The following is a 21,891-nucleotide window of genomic DNA, read 5'->3' as shown; positions in this document are numbered from 1 at the left end:
TCTTTTATCTACTGTACTGTTTCTATTTCATTTATAATGTTCTTGGCTCCGGCATAAATATCGATTACCCAGAGGACGTAGCGGATATCTACGTTGATAGTGCGTTGTAGTTGTTTGTCGAAGATTACATCGCCTGCCATTGCTTCGATATTGCCGTCGAAAGCAAGCCCTATGAGTTCTCCTTTACCATTCATTACAGGCGAACCTGAGTTACCACCTGTGATATCGTTATTAGTAAGGAAGTTTACGTGCATAGAACCGTCTTTGTCTATATACCTTCCAAATTCTTTCTTCTTATAAAGGTCGAGCATACGCTGTGGCATATCAAATTCGGCATCGCCTTTTTTGTACTTTGCCATTAGGGTATTAAAGGTAGTATAGTAGTTCTTTTTCACATCGGGGTTGCGTTTATCGGTAGCCAATGGAATGACCGTACCATAGGTAAGGCGCAGAGTAGAATTGGCATCGGGATACAAGATAGTACTGATTTTAGAATCGCGCATACCTTTTACGAACTTGCGGAAGGCTTTGGCATAGCTGTCTTCTAAGTTTATAAGTTCTTGAGAAGGGTTGCGGTAACTGTTGAAAAGCACTTCGGAGAGTTGCAAAATAGGGTCTTGTGCTAATTGTATGATATCTTGTTGAGTACCTGTTTTCGCTGTTTCTTTGCTTCGGTAAATGCTATTAGCCAAAAGTTCCTCTACATATTTATGGAAGTTACCATTATATTTTGTTTTGATATCTTTCAACTGAGAAGGAACTTCATTACCTTTGTTAGCATAGAGCTGTAACATATCGGCAAGGATAGCCTTTTCGACCTCTAAATTCACTTTGTCATAATCGGCTAACAAGTCATCAACTCTTTTTTGTAATTCTTCAGCGGGCATACCTCCGCGTTTAGCTCCATCTACAATACTGATGTAGCGTACAGGCATCTTTATAAAGAAAGAAGCACGCCATAGCATACCCAAATAATTCTCATCGGCTGATTTAGCATTGGTTTTTTCAAAGAAATTAGATAAAGTGTTCAGTACGTCGCCATATTCAGCCTTATTTTCAGCTTTATTAGCCCATTTGGCGAAAATAGCTTCGGTTTTGCGCTTAGTAGCTGCTGTTTTATGAGCCGTAAGTGCATCAATCATACCTTGGCGGTTTTTCCAATAATTGGCAATGCTTGAATATTGTGAAGCGTATTGCAAGCGTACGGCATCGTCTTTATCCATAAAGCGCTTCATTGCGTCCATAGCTGTTTTAGAGGCTTCTACCCACGCAGGATAGGCATATTTTACGTTTTGGTCTACCCAATAAGAGCTTTCCCAGCGGTTGGTACGCCCTGGGTATCCCATAATCATTGCAAAATCTTTATCTTGCACGCCTTTGAGACTCACTTTAAGATAGCGTTTTGCTTTAAGAGGTACGTTATTAGGTGAATAGTCGGCGGCATTACCGTCTTTATCAGTGTATACGCGGAAAAGCGAGAAGTCGCCTGTTTGGCGAGGCCATTCCCAATTATCGGTATCGCCACCGAATTTTCCAATGCTTTCAGGAGGCGTACCTACAAGTCGTACATCTTTAAAATCTTGGTATACGAAGTAATAATATTCATTACCTTGGAAGAATGGACGTACTGAAACTACATATTTACCCCCTTCACTGTTTTCTTTTTGTATTTTAGCCATTTCTTGGTTGAGAGCAGCTTCGCGTTCTTTTTCGTTCATTGAAGGTTTTACCACTGATAGCATACGGTCGGTTACATTGTCCATACGCACGAAGAAACGCACGAATGACTGCTTAGGTGAAAGTTCTTCGGCGCGAGAGCGTGCCCAGAATCCGTTTTTTAGATGGTTGTTTTCAGGTGTGGAGAGCTGAGCGATATTGCCATAGCCACAATGGTGGTTAGTGAGCACTAAGCCATCTTTGGAGATGATACTCGCAGTACAACCTCCATTAAATTGTACGATAGCATCTTTGAGACTGTTATTATTGATGCTATAAATTTCTTGAGCAGTGAGTTGTAAGCCTAACTTCTGCATATCTCTTTGGTTGAGACGTTCGATGAACATCAAAAACCACATTCCTTCGTCGGCTTTTGCTATGGGAGTGAGCAATAAAAAAGCCAACAATATAATACTGATTTTCTTCATAAAAAATGATATAATGATTTATTAGGGTGCAAAGATAGGGAATAATTGGCAAATTAGCAAATGTGCGAGTCGCATAGGCAGGTGCGAGCCGCACGGGCAGTCGTAGCACGACAGGCAGATAATAAAGAGACGAACAAAAGACGAAGAAAAGACGAACAAAAGACGAAGAAAAGACGAACAAAAGACGAAGAAAAGACGAACAAAAGACGAAGAAAAGACGAACAATGAACGAACAATGAACGAACAATGAACGAACAATGAACGAACAATGAACGAACAATGAACGAACAATGAACGAACAATGAACGAACAATGAACGAACAAAAGACGAACAAAAGACGAACAAAAGACGAACAAAAGACGGTGCGAGCCGCACGGGCAGATAAACAAAAGACGAACAAAAGACGAAGAAAAGACAAACCAAGAATGACGATAAGGTGGAACTAAAGAGGGGATAAGATGAAGGTAAGGCAGATGTAGCACAAATTTGCAATATGATTTTTTTTTGTACTTTTGCACCCTAAATGAATTTATTATGACCGAACACGAGCTACTAAAAGCCCGTTGGGAAGAGGTGGTACAACGCCTTTCCGATACTTTTACCGAAGGAGAGACATTGGGGGTAGATGGGATTATCTACCTCATCGGGGTACAAGAATTGGGACAATTGGGACGCACTTACGTCAAAGATGAGAAAGTAGACTTGATGCACATTGGCATTTGTAAGCTCTTAGAACCCTTTGGCTATTACCAATACGAATTTACAGACCCTGATGGCTGGCCTCATTACCGTTTGGTGCAAAACCTCCCTGACCTAAAGCCTGGTGAACAAACCATACTGATGAAAAAAGCCATTGTACAGTATTTTTTAGAGAGAGAATTTTTTGATAGGTAAAAGGTAAGAGGTAAAAAAACTAATGACTAAATGAAAAAAGTAGCATTTTATACTTTGGGTTGCAAACTGAACTTCTCGGAGACTTCAACCATTGCGCGAAGCTTTGAAGAAGAAGGCTACCAGCGCGTAGATTTTGACGAACCTGCTGATATATATGTAATCAATACTTGTTCGGTAACTGAAAATGCTGACAAGCAATTCAAACAAATCGTACGTAAAGCACTGAAAACAAACCCTAAGGCATTCTTGGCGGCAGTGGGTTGTTATGCCCAGCTGAAACCCGAAGAACTCGCCTCGGTAGATGGGGTAGATTTGGTGTTGGGAGCAAAAGAAAAGTTCAACATTACCCAATATATCGACGACCTTACCAAAAATAATGAGGGTGTAGTACACTCCTGCGAGATTTCGGAAACTGATTTCTATGTGGGGAGCTACTCTATTGGAGACCGTACGAGGGCTTTCCTAAAAGTGCAGGACGGTTGCGACTACAAATGCACTTACTGTACCATACCGATGGCACGTGGTATTTCGCGCAGTGATACTATTGAAAATATCATTGCTAATGCTAAGAAAATCTCGGATAAAGGTATCAAAGAAATTGTGCTTACGGGCGTGAACATAGGCGATTACGGCAAGGGAGAATTTGGCAACAAAAAGCACGAGCATACCTTTTTGGAACTTGTGCAAGCCCTTGATAAGGTTGAAGGCATAGAACGCCTGCGCATCTCATCGATTGAGCCGAATCTCATTAAGGACGAAACAATCGACTTTATAGCGCAATCTAAGAGCTTTGTGCCTCACTTTCACATTCCGTTACAAAGTGGAAGTAATGAAATTCTCAAAAAGATGAAACGCCGCTACCTGCGTGAGCTTTATGTGAGTAGAGTAGCCAAAATACGCGAAGTGATGCCCGATGCTTGCATAGGGGTAGATGTGATTGTAGGCTTTCCGGGGGAGACCGATGAGCGCTTCTTGGAAACGTATTACTTCCTAAATGATTTGGATATCTCGTATCTGCACGTATTTACTTATTCCGAGCGCGACAATACTGAGGCGGTGCTAATGGACGGGGTAGTGCCCGATGCCGTACGCGCTAAACGCAGTAAGATGTTACGTGGACTCTCGGCAAAGAAACGCAATGCCTTTTATACAAGTCAGCTGGGAAAAGAGAAGACAGTGCTTTTTGAGAGCGACAACAAACAGGGTTACATTCACGGATTTACAGAGAACTACGTAAAGGTAAAAGCCCCGTGGGATCCTTCCTTAGTGAATACATTGCACAAAGTAAAGCTCACTAAGATAGATGCAGACGGAATGGTAAGATTTGAATTTGTTTAAGATAAAAAGTAAAAAGGATGTGACAATAATCTGCGGAAGATAAAAAACTATAAATGAAATTTCTTTTAACAATACTCCTTTCACTACTGGTTTTAGCTTGCGATAACTCTATTATTAGCTTAAAAAAGAGCTGTAATACTGAGACCGCTAAGCAAACAGTTGCTGAATTAGCAGAAGTAAAAGCAAAAATACAACAGATAGAAAGTCTTGCGGGTAGTAATCGCACCTATTGGGTGCAAGATAGCTTGCAACAAGATAGTAAAGCGTATTACCGCTATCAGTTGCTGAGCCAATTGCCTTATGCCGATATACATTTGTACACTTTTTGTGTAGCTAAAGATGATTGCAAACAGGTATTCTTACAGCGAAAGGACGGTAGCTTATTACCTTATGCCGAAATGGAAAAGCAAACTAAACAGCTGGTAGACCAGCAAAAGCAGTTTCCCGCTTTCTTCAAGCAATTCACTACTGATATGGCGTTTAGGCAACAGCATTTGGCAGAGCCTTTAATGCGCTTGTTGGTACAGAAAGACGGCAGTGTACTTCTTACCGAAGAAGAGTTACTCACCGATGATATCAATGCCCTGCAAACCTATACTTTTAGTTATTATCCCGATCGGGTATGTTGTAAAAATACGGAAAAAGCTATTGCGTTTGTGTTTGTACCAGTAGGGGACACTTGGCGACTTTTGGAGATTTGGCATTAATGCTAAGAGAAGTGTGGCAAGTCACAGAAATTAAAATAAAACTTAGAATGGAAGATTTTATCAATGTACTATCACAGATAGACCAGATTTATCTCTGGGACTTAATAGGAACGGCTGTATTTGGTATTTCGGGCGTGTTAGTGGGATTAGAACGACGTATGGACATATTTGGAATGCTCATTTTAGCCTTTGTAACAGGGGTAGGAGGGGGGACGCTTCGCGATATTATGATAGGCAGTGTACCGGTATTCTGGATGAACAATCTTACGTATATATTGATGATAGTCATTAGTGTAGTGATTACCGTTGTTTTCAAAAAGCAATTCTCTGAGCATTGGAGCAAATCGCTGATGGTGTTTGATACTATTGGGCTAGGGGTGTTCACTATCATCGGGATAGAAAAAGCATTGCGTTTTGGCTTGTCGCCCACTATTGCTATTATCTTAGGTACGATGACAGGTAGCTTCGGAGGAGTTATTCGGGATATATTAGCCAACAAACTACCTGCTGTTTTCCACAAAGAGATTTACGCAACGGCTTGCATAGCAGGAGGTACTGTTTATTTCCTTATTGATAACTTTGTAAATCACAACTTAGTAGTATTCATTACCATAATGGTAGTTATAGCTGTGCGATTGCTATCGGTAAAATACCATTGGGAGTTGCCGAAGTTTTAATAGTTGAGTTTCTATTGTTATTTGCTCATTATTTATTACTTTTGCACTCTGATTGAGAATTTAAGCCAATGGCACATCTGAGACATATACGTAAATATTTTTATAAATATAAATACCACTTACTACTTGGGATACTCATTACTATAGTGTCGCGAGTGTTTTCACTCTTTATGCCGCGATATGTAAAAAACTCTATCGCAGCCATTGAGGACTTTGCTAAATCGGCTAACAAAGATGCCTCACAAATGACTTCCTTACTTATAGAATACGCGCTTATTATCATCGGTACGACTATCATATCGGCGGTGCTGATGTTTTTTATGCGTCAGCTTATCATCAATGTATCTCGTTACATCGAATACGATATGAAAAACGAGATATTTAAGAAATATGAACAGTTATCGCTTAGTTTCTACAAACGCAACCGAGTAGGTGACTTGATGAACCGTATCAGCGAGGACGTATCGAAAGTACGTATGTACGCAGGTCCTGCTATTATGTATAGTGTGCAAACTATTACACTTTTTGCTTGCGTAATTCCGCTAATGTTTATCATCTCTCCCAAACTTACTATCTACACCCTTATCCCATTGCCTATTCTCTCTTTGCTTATCTACAAAATGAGCAAAAAGATTAATATTGAAACGATGAAGGTACAAGCCTACCTATCCGACCTTTCTACTTTTTCACAAGAAACTTTCTCGGGTATCGGGGTGATAAAATCGTATAATAACGAGGCGGCTACCGATGCGCAATTAGCAGTACTCGCCGAAGACGGTCGTCAGAAAAACATCAAGCTCGCTAAGATACAGGCTTTTTTTATTCCTACAATGATACTGATGATAGGATTGAGCCTTATCTTTGTAATCTTTATTGGGGGAAAGCTCTATTACACCGGTGAAATACAATCTATTGGAGTAATTGTAGAGTTCAGTATTTACGTGATGATGCTCACTTGGCCTGTGGCTACAGTGGGCTGGGTAAGTTCTATTGTACAACAAGCGGAAGCCTCGCAAAAGCGCATCAACGAGTTTCTTTCCGAAGTACCTCAGATACGCAATCAGGTAGGAGAGCTTACGCCTATTAAAGGAGATATTACATTTGATAAAGTATCTTTTCGTTATGAAGATACGGGAATAGAAGCTCTCAAAGACGTATCTTTCCATATAGAAGCAGGACAAACAGTAGCCGTTATAGGCAAAACCGGTAGTGGTAAGACTACACTATTAGACCTCATTGCACGTATGTACGATGCAAATCAGGGTGAAGTACTGATAGGAGGCAAACCCGTAAGAGAATTGAATCTACACAGCTTGCGCAGAGCTATTTCGGTAGTGCCACAGGAGAACTTTTTGTTTTCGGACACTATTCGCAACAATTTGCGCTTTGGCAATAAAAATGCTACCGAAGAACAGATAATACAAGCCTGCCAAAAAGCAGTGGTACACAACAATATTACAGAGTTCACCCATCAATACGACTCGGTGCTTGGAGAGCGCGGGGTATCACTCAGTGGCGGGCAACGCCAACGAGTAGCCATCGCAAGAGCCTTGCTCAAAGAAGCCGAAATTTATTTGTTAGACGATTGTTTATCAGCCGTAGATACCGATACCGAAGAGAAAATTTTAACTAATTTGCGCGATACCTTAAAAGGCAAAACCGTAATTATAGTGAGTCATCGTGTGTCTATCACTAAATACGTCGATAAAATACTGATGCTCGACAAAGGAAAATTAGTAGAACAAGGTACCAAAGACGAACTTTTAGCTCAAAATGGCGTCTTCAAAGCCTTTTACGATACCCAAACCATATAAGCTATTGTGCAATTTAACTTATGAGAATAGAAACTGAAGATTATATTTCATTTGAAGAACTTTTAAAACAAGTACAGCACAAATATGCTGAACACTTACCTTTTGTGTGCTACAAACCTCCACATCACACTTCAGTAATATTGTTGGGACAAGAAGATGATACACTTCATTTTTTCAACACTGATAAAGAGGAACAAGAGGGATTTGTTTTCGCTCCTTTCGATGCTAATGAACCTGCTGTTATCATCACTGCTAACAAAGTTACCGTAAGCCATTTGCCTACACAATCGATTGTAGAAAATACTAATATTGATATTTTAGAAGATACCGAAGCCGAAAAACAAAAGCACATAGGTTTAGTAACCAAAGCTATTGATGAGATACACAGAGGTCATTTTGAGAAAGTGGTTCTTTCGCGCAAGATAACTATCAAAGAAGTGGTAAATCCGTTTAAGAGCTTTGCCAATATGGTAACACTATACCCTTCGGCATTTTGCTATTTGTTTTATCACCCTAAAGTAGGAACTTGGCTGGCTGCTACGCCCGAAACGCTCTTCCGCAGTAATGGCGAAGATTTTTGCACAATGGCATTGGCAGGGACACAACCTTTTAAAGAAGGTGAGATACATTGGCATACTAAGGAAAAAGAAGAACAGCAAATAGTTACTGATACCATCGTGCAGCAGTTACAAGAGTATGTTAATGAACTTGAAGTTTCAGCAGCTCAAACTGTGCAAGCAGGTAGTCTGATGCATTTATGTACTAAAATAAAAGGGAAGATAGCTCCTGATAAAGTATATGAGTTAATAAAACGTCTGCACCCTACACCAGCCGTCTGTGGTTATCCTACTGAGGAAGCTCGCACCTTTATTATAGAAAACGAACTTTATAAAAGGCAATATTACACAGGCTATTGTGGCTGGGTGTCCAACAATAACCAAGCATTCTATGTGAATTTGCGTTGTATGCAAATCACTGATAACGAAGCCTATTTGTATGTGGGAGGAGGTATTACCAAAGACTCTATTCCTGAAAAAGAATACGAAGAAACACAAAATAAAGCAATGACAATGATGACAATCATATAAACTTTGGCAAAATTGTCTTTCTTTTTAATAACTAAAAACTAAACAATAATGAAAAGAATATTAATGGCAGTCTCAGCACTATTAATGATAGTAGCTTGCAAGAAGGACGACAAAAACACAATGATTGTGGAAGGAAATATCGACGGATTGAAAGTAGGTACTATCTACCTACAACAATTCGTAAACGATAAGCTCACCAATATCGATTCGGTAGTAGCCAATGGCAATGGTAAGTTTACCTTCAAGCGACATTTAGAGAGTCCTGAAGTGTTTTTTATTTACCTCGATTTAAAAAAACAAGCAGGTACCGACCTCGGTGACCGCCTAATGTTCTTTGGTGAACCTAAGCTGATTACTATCAACAGTTCTTATGATATGTTTGAAGTGAAAGCTAATATCAGTGGTTCGCAATCGCAAAAGGATTATGGAGAGTATGCCCACACTATGCGACAGTTCGGAATGCGCAATGCTGAACTCCTCGAACAGCAAGTGAACGCTTTTAAGGCGGGGAATACTACCTTAGCCGACTCGCTGAATGCAGCATCGGAGAAAAATAACTTCCGTCGTCACCTCTTTGTGCTGAACTATGCTCTCACGCACCCCGATTCGTATATCACCCCTTATGTGGTATTGGTTGATGCCCCCAATACTCGCGTAAAATACTTAGATTCTATTTATGGAAAACTCAATAAAGAGGTTGCCAATTCTAAATACGGCAAAGAGTTCAAAAACTATATAGAAGAAGCTCGCAAGGCAGAAAAAGAAATGGAGAAGTGAAAAGTTAAGAGTTTTTCACCTATTTAAAATCTGCCGTAGAGTATTCTTCTTAGCCATTTTATGCGCTGTACCAATCGTTGTATTATATCGCAAACGATGATGGCTAAAACGGAGAATATAGCTACGTTCAAATAGAAATTATCGCTTATATATTCTTTGATGTAAACTACTAAGAAGCGCATATAATAGTGGGTGACATATATTTCTAAAGAAATGCCTCCTAAATACTTCAAACATTGTGTTGCCTTATTTTCTGAACGGCAGCACCATTCCCATAAAACATAAGAAGCAGCGATACCCGTAAGTGCCAAAGCGTACAAACGGAGAGAGTGGAGTATGTAATGAGCTTTATCGACAGGGAAGAGCAATAGGAGCGGAAAGGCAATAAGGCTCACCCAACCCATAGGGCGCAGAACTTTCAGTGCTTGAGGTTTGTACTTGTGTGTGGCATAACCCAATGAAAAATAGATGAAATACCAACACAATTCGGGCAATCCATAAAAGATAGGTTGTGCTCCTGTAACTCGGTGCAAGAAGATGAGAATGCTCCATAGACCTATCATCACCCATATTTCACGATGTTTATTAATCTTCAAAGCCAGATAGAGCAAGACACACTCCCAAAATAGCAACCACAAGAACCACATTCCTTGTGTGGGTTTATAAATGAGCACGCAAAGATGTTCCCATACTTTTTCTATATCGAGGATATAACCGTGATAAGTGGCGGAAATTAAAAACCAAACGAAGAAAGGAATCACCAATACCTGAAAGCGTTTGCTGAGGTTCAGTTCGCCACGAATATTGAAGTTTACATAGCCTGAAAGAAACATAAAAAGGGGCATATGGAAAGCGTAAATGGTTACATACAAGGGGTTGGTGCGGTCATCACCCGAAAACCATTGCGAAGCGTGCCCTATCACTACCAAGATGATAGCAAAACCTTTGAGCACATCGATAAGAGGGTTGCGTTCTTTCATAGTTACTTCTTTATGAGGCAAAAATACATTCTTTTTTTGATACTACAAAATAATTGATTCATACCAGAAATGTCAATAATGCCAATAAAGCTAGAAATACCTGAGGCAATAAAAACTTTAACAAAGTGTGTACTACAAAAGTGGCATATTGGGGCTTTTCGGAAGGAAACGAAGGGTATCGTAGCAGGTGTGAAAGTGCTTTTAAGATGGGATTAGCTTATAGAAAGCTTATAGGAAGCTTATAGGAATCTTGGAAGATTGGTATAGAAAAGGTATTTAAGTAGTTGGGAATGAATGATTAAGAGTGTGTGGTAGAAAATGTTAAAACGAAAGAAAAAGGAAGGAATGACGAATGACGGGTGACGAATGACAAAGGTAATGTAGCGATGGGAACTTGTATAGAGCAAGAAAAGTATTAGATTTTGAAAAACTAAAAGGTTTATTCTATCAAAAGCTAATAAAAAAAATTGCACTTGATAAAAGAATTGGCGGGACAATAAAAAAAAGAAAATAATTTGCTAATTGCTAAATGTTTTATATCTTTGCACCCGATTTCAGTACCTCTGATTAAAATACACTTTCAATAATATCCCATCTTAACTATATAAAAAGAGGAATTTCACTTATCTTGACTACTGAAAAAAATCACTTACTTTAATAATAACTATTTAAAATGCTTAACATTGTAGAGTTAAAATCTAAAAAGCTAACTGAGTTACAGGAAATAGCAAAACATTTGGATATACCTAAATTTCGGTATGTAAATAAGCCTGAACTCATAGACCTAATTCTAAAAAATCAAAAAAAAGAACTCCCCAACAAAAAAGAAGAAGTTCAAAAAGACAATTCTCCTATTATTACAACTGAGAACACAACTGAACCCAAAAAAAACAGTCGTAAAAAGAAAATAGAAGTACCTCAAAAAGTAGGCAGTTCTAAACAAGAAAAGACTTCAAAAACACCAACCGTTAAAAAGGCTTCTTCGGCAGATGAATCTAAAACGTATCAGAAGAAAAACACTACTTCTGTGGTTTCTAACAATCATCAGAATAATGCTACTCCAACAAAAAACTACAGTTCCCCTGTACAAAATGGCAATGGCAATAATGGTAATTACAATCAAAATGTGAACAATGGTAATACTATTGTTAATAATGAGAATTTTGATAAAGAAAAGAAAAACCGTTATCGCGCCCCCGATTTTGAATTTGACAGCGTGGTAGACTGTGAGGGGGTTTTAGAAATCACTTCTGACGGTTATGGTTTCTTGCGTTCTTCGGACTATAACTATTTGGCTTCACCTGATGATATTTACGTATCTTCTTCACAAATCCGACTTTTTGGCTTGCAAACAGGAGATACTGTATATGGAGAGGTGCGCCCGCCTAAAGATGGCGAAAAGTATTATCCGCTACTAAAAGTTATAAAGATAAACGGACTTGACCCCCAAGTGGTACGCGACCGAGTACTATTTGAACACCTTACGCCTCTTTTTCCTGATGTAAAATTTGAGTTGGCAGGCAAAGGCTCTACTGTTTCTACTCGCTTGATAGACCTTTTTGCTCCTATTGGGAAAGGACAACGCGGTATGATAGTGGCACAACCTAAAACGGGTAAAACAATGCTTTTAAAAGATATTGCGAATGCCATTAGCAAAAATCACCCCGAAGTGTACCTAATGGTACTCTTGATTGATGAGCGCCCTGAGGAGGTAACTGATATGCAACGCAGTGTGCGAGGAGAGATTATCTCTTCGACTTTTGATAAGGAAGCTTCCGAACACGTGAAAATAGCTAATATCGTACTTGAAAAAGCAAAACGATTGGTAGAATGTGGTCACGATGTGGTTATATTGTTGGACTCTATCACCCGTTTGGCTCGCGCTTATAACACAGTGCAACCAGCTTCGGGGAAAGTGCTTACCGGTGGGGTAGATGCTAACGCTTTACACAAACCTAAACGCTTTTTCGGAGCAGCACGTAATATTGAAAACGGAGGCTCTCTTTCTATCATCGCTACGGCTCTTACCGAGACAGGTTCAAAGATGGACGAGGTAATTTTTGAGGAATTTAAAGGAACGGGTAATATGGAGTTACAATTGGATAGACGTATTTCGAATCGCCGTATTTTCCCAGCTATTGACCTAATAGCTTCGTCTACTCGTAGAGATGACTTGTTGCTTGATGAAAACACGCTTAATCGCACTTGGGTATTGCGCAAGTATTTGGCAGAAATGAACCCGATAGAGGCGATGGAATTTATGGAAAAGCAAATTAAGCTAACGCGCAATAATGAAGAGTTTTTGGCAACGATGAACAATTAGTTTTTTACAAAGGCAATATAGTTCATATCTGTAAAACAATAAATTATAAATGGAAGAGAAAAAATATCTAATTTTTTGCCTTTAAAATTTGCAGATAATAAAAATAGTTGTACCTTTGCACCCGCATAATTGAGAAAACAATTGTGATTGTGCACTTGGAGAGATGGCAGAGCGGTTGAATGCGGCGGTCTTGAAAACCGTTGAGGGTAACACCTCCGGGGGTTCGAATCCCTCTCTCTCCGCCAAAGTCAGAATGTTGATAAAATTATTTTTAAGGCTAAAATAGAACGTTTGTTTCTGTTTTAGCCTTTTCTCATATAAGAAAAAAATAGGCTTTTACCTTAGTAAAACTTGGGTTAGATATAAGAAATAGCTTTTTGTGCTTCACTTATAATCAGTACTTCCGATAGGGGATAGATATTTTTTCGGTCTAAAAACTTTTGTAATCATCAATTTTGTAGTATCTTTGTAAAAAATTATATAGAACATTAAAAAATAATGAATGCAGAAACACTTGCTGTAGATGAAATAGAAACCACTACCACTACTACCTTAAAGAGCAATAAACCAGAGTGGATAAGGGTAAAATTACCCACTGGTAAAAAGTATACTGAACTGAGGAGTGTGGTGGACAGATATAACCTTCACACAATTTGTACTTCGGGTAGTTGCCCCAATATGGGAGAATGTTGGGGAGAAGGCACTGCTACTTTTATGATATTGGGGAATATCTGTACGCGCTCGTGTGGCTTTTGTGGCGTAAAAACAGGGCGACCTGAAAGTTTGGATTGGGAAGAACCTGAAAAGGTGGCACGTTCTATCAAACTGATGAACATTAGGCACGCAGTACTAACCTCGGTAGACCGAGATGATTTAAAGGATATGGGAAGCATTATATGGGCTGAGACGGTGAGAGCCGTGCGCCGAATGAACCCTAATACCACAATGGAGACCTTGATTCCTGATTTTCAGGGAGTAGAACGCAACTTAAACCGTATACTGAAAGCTGCACCTGAAATCATTTCGCACAATATGGAGACGGTACGCCGATTGACTCGTGAAGTGCGTATACAAGCTAAATACGACCGAAGTTTGGGTGTGTTACGTTACTTGAAGGAAAACGGTGCGAACCGTACTAAATCGGGGATTATGTTAGGACTTGGAGAAACTGAGGAAGAGGTGATAGAAACCTTGCACGACCTTAAAGAGGCAAAAGTGGATATTGTAACTATCGGTCAGTATTTGCAACCTTCGAAACAGCACCTTCCTGTAAAGAATTTTGTCACTCCTGAGCAGTTTGCTAAGTATAAAGAAATAGGCTTATCATTAGGTTTTCGTCACGTGGAAAGTGGAGCGTTAGTACGTTCATCTTACCGCGCTCATAAGCATTTGTTATAAACCGTGTGGATTGTAATTCGTGAAAATATAAAAATAGCTCTTGACAGTATTAGAGGGCAACTATTGCGCACAATTCTCACCGTGCTCATCATCGCTATTGGCATTACGGCATTGGTAGGAATCCTGAGTGTGATTACTGCTTTGCGCAATACGCTTGAAGGCAATTTCTCGAGTATGGGAGCTAATACTTTTTCGATTACAAGGTATCAATACAGTCAGCGAGCTGAGGGGAGTGGTACCACCCAAAAGCCACACCCTTTAATTACTTATCAAGAAGCAGTAGCGTTTAAACAACAGTTAGATAATCCGTTTGCAAAAACGAGTATTTCTATGAATGTTGCCTCCTCAGCTGAGGTGAAGTACGAGAACAAAAAAACTGACCCATTAGCCGTAGTGATAGGCGTAGATGAATACTACATTGGCAATTCGGGGTTAGAAGTGGAAGAGGGACGCAATTTTAGCGATTTTGATATACAGAACAATAGCTATGTGTGCGTGATAGGTCCGGATTTTAAGAAAACACTACTCAAAGATGTAAATCCATTAGGAAAGACTATTTCGGTACGTGGTTATAAGTTCAAAGTCATAGGTATACTTAAAGAACAAAGTTCCTCCTTTGGCAATTACGAAAACTTTCAAGTGTTGATTCCTTTAGGTATTGCACGCAGTATTTTTTCCATAGATAATCCTAATTTTCAACTCAAAATAAGTGCTCAGAGCAAAGACCAGTTGGACGGACTTATAGATGATGCTACCATAGTGATGCGTAACCTGAGAGGCTTAGCACCTTTACAAGAAAATAATTTTGGGATAGAACGCAGTGACGACCTATTGCAACGCATAGGCAGTATTACGGGTACCCTTTCTGTTGCTGGTTTTGTGATTGGGCTTATTACCATATTGGGGTCTTCAATCGCCCTATTGAACATTATGCTCGTTTCGGTAACCGAGCGCACTAAGGAGATAGGCATTCGCAAAGCGTTGGGAGCTAAACGCAAATCTATTACCTTACAGTTTTTTACCGAGACCCTAATAATAGCTCAATTGGGAGCACTTACGGGTATTGTATTAGGTATCAGTTTAGGATATTTGATATCTAAAGCCGTTAAGTTTGATTTTACCATTCCGTGGGGTGTTATTATTATTGCTATATGTATAGCTCTTGTAGTAGCGGTAATATCAGGATTGTATCCGGCAGTAAAAGCCTCGAAATTAGATCCTGTAGAAGCGTTGAGATATGAATAATTATGCAGTCTTTATTATTCAATAACTTACATATAGAAAACGAACCTGTGAATATCCCGTTGCCTGATGGGGTTACTCTTACAATAAAGCGAGAGGACAAAAATCACCCTTTTGTATCAGGGAATAAGCTCAGAAAGCTCAAGTACAACATAGCACAAGCTCAACAGGAAGGCAAGGATACAATTCTCACTTTTGGAGGAGCTTATTCCAATCATATTGCTGCGACAGCGGCTGCGGGACAAATAGTAGGTTTGAAAACCATAGGTGTGATTCGTGGCGATGAGTTAAGTTCTAAAATAGATGTTAATCCTACGTTAAAGTTTGCTAAATCTTGTGGTATGGATTTTTATTTTGTTACAAGAGAGGCTTACCGACGAAAACACACGCCAGAGTTCCTGGAAAATCTTAGGAAACGCTATGGACAAAACATCTATATAGCCCCTGAAGGAGGTACTAACGAGCTGGCAGTGAAGGGGTGTGAAGAAATCCTTACTCCTGAGGACAATGCTTTTGATGTGATATGTAGTGCCGTAGGAACAGGTGGGACGATTTCAGGGCTTATTAATGCAAGTGCTAATCATCAGAAAGTCATTGGTTTTCCAGCTTTGAGAGGAGCGTTTTTAAGTGAGGTAATTAAACAATATACAACCAAAAATAATTGGGAGTTAGTGCACGATTATCACTTTGGTGGTTATGCTAAAGTAACTGATGAATTAGTAGATTTTTTAAATGATTTTAACAGTCAGACGAAAATTTTATTAGACCCGATATATGTAGGTAAGATGATTTTTGCTATCTTTGCCCTCACAAAGCAAGGATATTTTGCACCCAATACCCGTATATTAGCCATTCATACTGGTGGTTTGCAAGGGATTAAAGGTTTTAACAACGAACGAATTAAAAAACATAAAAGTATATTGAATTATGATGAAAAGATTTAGTTTGCTATTGCTAATTCTCTTTATAATATCATCGTGCTCTGATCAGCCTTACAGGAAAGGGAGAAATTCTCATTCGGTAATCTATCGAGGACAAAAGCCGACACCGAGAGTGGAGATGAAAAAGCCTACACATTCGGAGATAGACCAAAGAAATAAGGCTTTAGCTGATTCAAAACACAATCGTAGAGATGTCTCAGAAGACAGCTTTCACGAGATAACTCCTGCGGTACAAGTTACGACAGCCGTTACTCAAAAGTATATTCAGGATTATAAGGATATTGCAATGGTAGAGATGCAACGTTACAATATTCCTGCGAGTATTACTTTGGCACAAGGCATTTTAGAAAGTGGCTCGGGGCAAGGACGCTTGGCACGTTATGGTAATAACCACTTTGGAATTAAATGTCACGCTACTTGGGACGGTAAGACTATTACCCACGACGACGATGAGAAGAGCGAATGTTTTCGCAAATATAGATATGCATACGAATCGTTTGAAGACCATTCACAATTTCTTGTAAATCGCAATCGTTATAAAGCACTGTTTGACCTTAGTCCTACAGATTATGAAGGTTGGGCACACGGGCTCAGAAAAGCAGGCTATGCCACTGACCCTACTTATGCAAAGAAATTGATAGCTCTTATCAAAAAGTTTGAATTACATCAGTATGACAATCAAGTAATAGTAGCTAGGGGAGGAGATATAACTTCTTCTAATACCCAAGTAGCAACTGTTTTAACTCCTAAAAAAGAAGTATCTAAGCCAGCTACAACTATTAAATCGGTGTCTAATCCCACTGTAACAAAAACAATCGTTAAACCTACTAATACTATTGATACCACGACCATTGAAAAAGAGGCTATTGCTGAAGTCTATTATCAAGTACAAACAGGTGATACTCTTTATAAAATAGCACGGGAGCAACAAGTACCTGTACAACAATTGATGAAGCTTAATAATTTTGATGATGTGACTAGTAGTAACCTAAAAGTAGGACAACAAATTCGTGTGAACTAATGACTTTTAGTGAGCTAAGAGAGTATATACATCATAAATTAGAAATACTTTATCCTAAGAGTGAAATAAATGCATTTTACTTTATTCTTTTGGAGCATTATGGAAAGTACAGTAAAGCTACAATATTAGCAAAATCTGATACTTTACTTACCGAAGATATAGCACAACCTATTTTGCAAGCGATTAGAGAATTACAGACAGCTAAACCCATACAGTATATTTTGGGTGAAACAGAGTTCTTCTCTAATCGTTTTTTCGTAAATGAAAATGTATTGATACCTCGACCAGAAACAGAAGAGTTAGTGGATTGGGTACTTCAAGATTATCCTGACAAAAGCGAGAAAATCAAAATATTAGATGTAGGGACAGGCAGTGGCTGTATTGCTATTTCACTTGCTAAAGCTCTTCCTAATGCCGTAGTAACAGCTATAGATGTCTCAGAAGGAGCTTTGAAAGTAGCTAAGCGTAATGCTAAATTAAACAGTGTAGTTACTTATTTTTTACAACAAGATATCTTGCGAATAGAAACTCTTCCTAATAAGTATGATATTATTATCTCTAATCCGCCTTACGTACGTGAGTTAGAAAAAAAAGAGATACGCCATAATGTTTTAGAATATGAGCCTCATTTAGCACTCTTTGTTCCTAATAATAATCCGTTATTATTTTACGATAAAATAGCTACTCTTGCCCAGCGGAGTTTAAACCCTAATGGGAGTCTTTTCTTTGAAATTAATCAGTATTTAGGGCAAGAAATGCAAACATTATTAGAACAAAAGCATTTTACTGAGATAATTTTACGTCAAGACCTTTTTGGAAATGATCGTATGATAAAAGCTAAGTAGCTATAAAAGTAATATAGAAGAAAAGGCTATCTAAATAATGATCATTAGAAAGTCTTTATTTATTTTCTAAAGCTGATACATAAAAGAAATGTTGTAATAAGCTATAGTTTCTCTTTAACTAAAATATTAGATTTGAATAACTTTCGGGAGTTGTTTATGAAGATATTCATACTATCCTTAACGCTCTCAGTAAGGTCTTTGTAGTGAGTAGTTTCGTATTCTTTGCAAGGTAATATTTCAAAAAGATATTTCTTATTAGTTTTTGGAGTCCGATTTACCCAAACTAAATAATATCCTTTATCAAGGATACGAGTGCCATAAGCATCTTTGAAGAGGGTCAGCTCTACCATCGCACCTCCGTCTGTTGAGCTTTTGCGTTGGTTAGATACAAAATTACCCAGTGAATAAACTACCATCTGTTCCTTATGAAGTCCCGTTTGCGGATAGTAATACATAGGTTGTAAGACGTGTGGGTGACTTCCTATAATAATGTCTACTCCGTTGTCAAAAAGAAATTGTGCTACTTCTTCCTGTTTTTTGTTTTGCTTTTGCTGGTATTCTATCCCCCAGTGTATCACTACTATCAGTTTATCGAGATTTACTTTTTTAGCTTTCTCAATATCCTGCTTCATTAGGTTGAGATTTATTTTATTTACGATGGTAGGTTCAGGAACGGGTAAACCATTAGTACCATAAGTATAGTTGAGTATTCCCACTGAAATCCCATTTTTGGAAAGCACCAATAAATTATGTTTCTCAAAGTCTGCTTTGTTGCGAAAGGTTCCTGTATGAGCTATTTTCAGAGAGTCGAGTACGTCTAAAGTACGAATAATTCCTTTTTTGCCTTTATCGCAAGTGTGATTATTGGCAGTTACCAATACATCTATTCCGCTATCTCTACAAGCAACTGCTAAAGCATCGGGCGACGAAAACTGAGGGTAACCTGTATAAGGTTCCCCTGCCAAAGTTACTTCCAAATTAGCAATAGCAAAATCTACCTGCGCAAACTTATGCTTGATTTTGTCAAATACAGGCATATAATTGTATTGCTTCGTTTCAATATCGTAAGCTCCTTCTATTTGTGGCACGTGCCCCATTATATCCCCCATAAAAAGCAAAGACATTCGGTTACCTGTTTCTTGGGCAAAAGTTATCGAGAAGAAGAGAAAAGTCAGAAATATACGTATCATTTATTTGAACCCTATTTTAGTTTGCTTGTCTTGTTCTTTGAGTTCCTTTATGTCTATATTGGTCAGTTCTGCTAATGAGTAAGGCTTATCTACTCTAAAATCTCTATCGGTAGATTGCAAATACTTATTGCACTTCTCAACAGTTAGCTCTTTAAACTTATACTCGGCTATCAATCTGCCTTTGCGCAATAATGCCGAGTCTATCTTAGAAATATCGGAGTTAAACGTGCATATCAGTTGGCATTCTAATACATCAGAAAGCATACCGTCAGCTATATTGAGGATAGACGATACTACATCGGTATTGCTGTTGAAGGCGGTGCGTTCAGCTATATAGTTCTCACAATCTTCGAGTACCAATACAGAGTTCTTATTGCCTATGAGCAAACTAATAAAAGCAGGATCGGTGAGCGACCCTATCATTGTAGTAGGTACAAAGATAAATTTTTTATTCGGAATTTGACTCGTAAGCCATTTGATGTAGTTTGTCTTCCCCGAACCAGCAATCCCGTGAAATAGTACCACGCCCTTGTTGTCATTCGTTAACGCATTTTTCACTCGAGTATGTACTTCAAAAAAATCATTGTTGTACATCGTTTCAAAATCTATGCGGTAAGGCTTGATGCTATGGGTTTTGATTTCTAATCCTATTTGCGTTTTTAGTAGTATGGAAACCTTAGATTCTTTAGAGATATACTTTTCTATATATTCTGAAAACAAGGTGTTGAGGTGTTCCTTAGCCTTTGGATTGTCGTTTTGGTAGTATACTGAATTTACTTTGTACAATCCGTCTTCAAAAATCTGGTTATCGTACTCGTTGGAGAGATTTTTGTCTATTACCAAAAAGATTTCGAGCTCTGGGTGAAAATAGCACTCTTCCGATTCGTATAGCTCATTTTGTTTGGAGGCGTATTCTATGGTGTAATAGTCAGTACATTTCACAAAGTGTTTCAGTTTGTCTCGTTGGATAACCAAATCCTCTCCTCCTATATAAATTCTTGCCATCAAGTCGTCTAACAAACAACGGTACGGGTTGCTGAAAGTCAGAAGTTTGTATTTATCGTACACCTCTACGTGGTCATCGGAGTCTATCTGCAAGAGGTTTATAGGGTGATAATATTTAGATTCTTTTATTTTCATCGATACCATTTATAAGCTAATAACGTATTTTTCAAGAGCATTGCTATGGTCATAGGACCTACGCCCCCTGGTACAGGAGTAATGTAACTCGCTTTTTCTTTTACTTCATCGAAAGCTACATCGCCTACTATGCGATAACCTTTATGGGTGCTATCGTCTTTTAGACGTGTAATTCCTACGTCTATCACGGTTACGCCTTCTTTTACCATATCGCCTTTTAGAAATTCTGGAATACCTAATGCCATTACCACAATATCTGCCTGACGTGTAAGCTCAGCGAGGTTAGGAGTATGACTGTGAGTAAGTGTAACAGTAGCGTTGCCTTGTGCTCCCTTTTGGCTGAGTAATATGCTGATGGGGCGACCTACGATGTGTGAGCGTCCTACTACTACCACGTGTTTGCCTTTGGTAGGCACTTCGTAGCGTTTCAGCAACTCCATAATACCGAAAGGTGTAGCAGGAATAAAAGCCTCCATATCCAGTGCCATTCTACCGAAGTTAGCAGGGTGAAAGCCGTCTACATCTTTTGTAGGGTCTATGGCTAAAAGTATTTTCTGCTCGTCGATGTGTTTAGGTAGGGGTAATTGTACTATATAGCCGTCAATTTCAGGATTAGCGTTTAACTTTTCAATTTCTCGCAGTAACGCCTCTTCACTGATGTTAGTAGGGAGTTTTATTAAAGTAGACTCAAAGCCTACTTGTTCGCAAGCTTTCACCTTACTCCCCACGTAGGTAAGACTTGCCCCATCGTCGCCTACCAATACAGCAGCCAAATGTGGTACTTTCTTTTCCTCAGCTTTTAGTTGCTTTACTTCCTCAGCAATTTCTTGTTTAAGGGCTTCTGAAGTCTTTTTTCCGTCTAAGATAGTCATTACTGATTGTGTTTTTAGTGGTTAAAGGGCTTCTTCATCGGTGATGTCAAGCTCTATTTGGTTCAAAAGTTGTTTTACTTGGGCTAATGATTCGAACGAGTCACTAAAAGTAACCGCAGTTTTCGTTCTGTCAATTTCTTTTATTAATGCTTTTATCAAATCAACAGGTACAAGTTCTTCTCCTCCTGATAAATCAGCGTTGAACCCAATACCCACTGCCATTGTTTCTACTTGCATTCCAAAGCATATCTCAATAAACTCTTCTAAGGTAGCCGATTTTACAATTCCTTTAGCCCATTCGTCGGCTTTACAAGCTACTGCTTTCTCTTCGTCTTCCCAAAAGAGGGCTACAGGAATAGCTTCTTTGGTTTCCTCAATGTAGAAGGCTTGCGAACCACACATAGCAAACGATTCGTTTACCTCTAAGTAAAACACTTCTTTGTTCTTTACTACAGTTTCAATGAATTCTTGTAACATATTTGTATTTTTTGCCTTTTAC

General features: G+C 38.8%; 21 protein-coding genes and 1 tRNA gene. 16 read left to right on the top strand and 6 right to left on the bottom strand.

Annotated features, from left to right (window positions below; genetic code table 11):
• Positions 1-8: 8 nt before the first annotated feature.
• Complete coding sequence (locus tag HMPREF1321_RS01915; protein WP_034575489.1) at positions 9-2,144, bottom strand: S46 family peptidase; 2,136 nt, start codon at positions 2,142-2,144, stop codon at positions 9-11.
• Between the two features lie 60 nt (positions 2,145-2,204).
• On the opposite strand from HMPREF1321_RS01915, the gene HMPREF1321_RS11810 reads away from it, so the two are divergent.
• The 9 genes from HMPREF1321_RS11810 to HMPREF1321_RS01880 all read left to right on the top strand — a co-directional run bounded on the left by HMPREF1321_RS11810 (position 2,205) and on the right by HMPREF1321_RS01880 (position 9,440).
• Complete coding sequence (locus HMPREF1321_RS11810) at positions 2,205-2,372, top strand: hypothetical protein (protein WP_157461762.1); 168 nt, start codon at positions 2,205-2,207, stop codon at positions 2,370-2,372.
• A gap of 84 nt (positions 2,373-2,456) precedes the next feature.
• On the top strand, positions 2,457-2,591 hold the full coding sequence (locus HMPREF1321_RS12310) for a hypothetical protein (RefSeq protein ID WP_255346875.1): 135 nt from the start codon (positions 2,457-2,459) through the stop codon (positions 2,589-2,591).
• Between the two features lie 88 nt (positions 2,592-2,679).
• Positions 2,680-3,039, top strand: coding sequence for a hypothetical protein (locus HMPREF1321_RS01910; protein WP_009421122.1), 360 nt, complete (start codon positions 2,680-2,682; stop codon positions 3,037-3,039).
• Positions 3,040-3,069: 30 nt separating this feature from the next.
• Positions 3,070-4,377: a tRNA (N(6)-L-threonylcarbamoyladenosine(37)-C(2))-methylthiotransferase MtaB gene (mtaB, locus tag HMPREF1321_RS01905; RefSeq protein WP_009421121.1), complete on the top strand. Its 1,308-nt coding sequence runs from the start codon at positions 3,070-3,072 to the stop codon at positions 4,375-4,377.
• 53 nt (positions 4,378-4,430) lie between these two features.
• Positions 4,431-5,084, top strand: coding sequence for a hypothetical protein (locus HMPREF1321_RS01900; protein WP_009421101.1), 654 nt, complete (start codon positions 4,431-4,433; stop codon positions 5,082-5,084).
• 47 nt (positions 5,085-5,131) lie between these two features.
• Positions 5,132-5,761 carry a trimeric intracellular cation channel family protein gene (locus HMPREF1321_RS01895; protein WP_002675733.1) on the top strand — a complete coding sequence of 210 codons (630 nt, stop codon included), beginning with the start codon at positions 5,132-5,134 and terminating at the stop codon, positions 5,759-5,761.
• Positions 5,762-5,829: 68 nt separating this feature from the next.
• Positions 5,830-7,575: an ABC transporter ATP-binding protein gene (locus HMPREF1321_RS01890; protein WP_083832708.1), complete on the top strand. Its 1,746-nt coding sequence runs from the start codon at positions 5,830-5,832 to the stop codon at positions 7,573-7,575.
• A 20-nt stretch (positions 7,576-7,595) separates the two neighbouring features.
• The gene (locus tag HMPREF1321_RS01885) at positions 7,596-8,663 is read left to right on the top strand and encodes an isochorismate synthase (protein WP_009421120.1); all 1,068 of its coding nucleotides are present in this window, start codon (positions 7,596-7,598) and stop codon (positions 8,661-8,663) included.
• Between the two features lie 48 nt (positions 8,664-8,711).
• Entirely contained in the window at positions 8,712-9,440 is a 729-nt protein-coding gene (locus HMPREF1321_RS01880; protein WP_009419351.1) for a DUF4369 domain-containing protein, read from the top strand.
• 23 nt (positions 9,441-9,463) lie between these two features.
• Here the strand turns inward: HMPREF1321_RS01880 and HMPREF1321_RS01875 are convergent, their stop codons facing one another.
• Positions 9,464-10,420 carry an acyltransferase family protein gene (locus HMPREF1321_RS01875; protein ID WP_034575487.1) on the bottom strand — a complete coding sequence of 319 codons (957 nt, stop codon included), beginning with the start codon at positions 10,418-10,420 and terminating at the stop codon, positions 9,464-9,466.
• Between the two features lie 673 nt (positions 10,421-11,093).
• Here HMPREF1321_RS01875 and rho point away from each other — a divergent pair.
• From rho to prmC, 7 genes are all read left to right on the top strand, one after another.
• A complete protein-coding gene (gene rho / locus HMPREF1321_RS01870; protein WP_009421103.1) occupies positions 11,094-12,743 on the top strand; it encodes a transcription termination factor Rho in 1,650 nt (549 codons plus the stop codon).
• 157 nt (positions 12,744-12,900) lie between these two features.
• Positions 12,901-12,988: transfer RNA gene (locus HMPREF1321_RS01865), tRNA-Ser, on the top strand.
• A 253-nt stretch (positions 12,989-13,241) separates the two neighbouring features.
• Positions 13,242-14,141 (top strand): lipoyl synthase, encoded by a 900-nt coding sequence (gene lipA, locus HMPREF1321_RS01860; protein WP_002671622.1) that lies wholly within the window; start codon positions 13,242-13,244, stop codon positions 14,139-14,141.
• A gap of 3 nt (positions 14,142-14,144) precedes the next feature.
• Positions 14,145-15,386 (top strand): ABC transporter permease, encoded by a 1,242-nt coding sequence (locus HMPREF1321_RS01855; protein WP_009421130.1) that lies wholly within the window; start codon positions 14,145-14,147, stop codon positions 15,384-15,386.
• A 2-nt stretch (positions 15,387-15,388) separates the two neighbouring features.
• Positions 15,389-16,327, top strand: coding sequence for a 1-aminocyclopropane-1-carboxylate deaminase/D-cysteine desulfhydrase (locus HMPREF1321_RS01850; protein ID WP_009421091.1), 939 nt, complete (start codon positions 15,389-15,391; stop codon positions 16,325-16,327).
• Entirely contained in the window at positions 16,311-17,345 is a 1,035-nt protein-coding gene (locus HMPREF1321_RS01845; protein ID WP_034575485.1) for a glucosaminidase domain-containing protein, read from the top strand. The genes HMPREF1321_RS01850 and HMPREF1321_RS01845 overlap by 17 nt, the downstream gene beginning before the upstream one ends.
• The gene (gene prmC, locus HMPREF1321_RS01840; protein ID WP_009421094.1) at positions 17,345-18,190 is read left to right on the top strand and encodes a peptide chain release factor N(5)-glutamine methyltransferase; all 846 of its coding nucleotides are present in this window, start codon (positions 17,345-17,347) and stop codon (positions 18,188-18,190) included. The genes HMPREF1321_RS01845 and prmC overlap by 1 nt, the downstream gene beginning before the upstream one ends.
• 101 nt (positions 18,191-18,291) lie before the next feature.
• Here prmC and HMPREF1321_RS01835 read toward each other — a convergent pair whose 3' ends face one another.
• The 4 genes from HMPREF1321_RS01835 to HMPREF1321_RS01820 are packed head-to-tail and all read right to left on the bottom strand — an operon-like array spanning position 18,292 to position 21,869.
• A complete protein-coding gene (locus tag HMPREF1321_RS01835) occupies positions 18,292-19,380 on the bottom strand; it encodes a CapA family protein (protein WP_009421117.1) in 1,089 nt (362 codons plus the stop codon).
• Entirely contained in the window at positions 19,381-20,520 is a 1,140-nt protein-coding gene (locus HMPREF1321_RS01830) for an AAA family ATPase (RefSeq protein ID WP_009421096.1), read from the bottom strand.
• A complete protein-coding gene (gene folD, locus HMPREF1321_RS01825; protein WP_009421102.1) occupies positions 20,517-21,392 on the bottom strand; it encodes a bifunctional methylenetetrahydrofolate dehydrogenase/methenyltetrahydrofolate cyclohydrolase FolD in 876 nt (291 codons plus the stop codon). Before folD ends, HMPREF1321_RS01830 begins: the two co-directional genes overlap by 4 nt.
• A 21-nt stretch (positions 21,393-21,413) precedes the next feature.
• On the bottom strand, positions 21,414-21,869 hold the full coding sequence (locus HMPREF1321_RS01820; RefSeq protein WP_009421105.1) for a DUF2750 domain-containing protein: 456 nt from the start codon (positions 21,867-21,869) through the stop codon (positions 21,414-21,416).
• Positions 21,870-21,891 lie beyond the last annotated feature (22 nt).

The sequence above is a fragment of the Capnocytophaga sp. oral taxon 412 str. F0487 genome (assembly GCF_000271925.1).
GTDB lineage: Bacteria > Bacteroidota > Bacteroidia > Flavobacteriales > Flavobacteriaceae > Capnocytophaga > Capnocytophaga ochracea.
The sequence above is the reverse complement of the archived record's forward strand: the minus strand, read 5'-3'. Positions and strand labels throughout refer to the sequence as shown.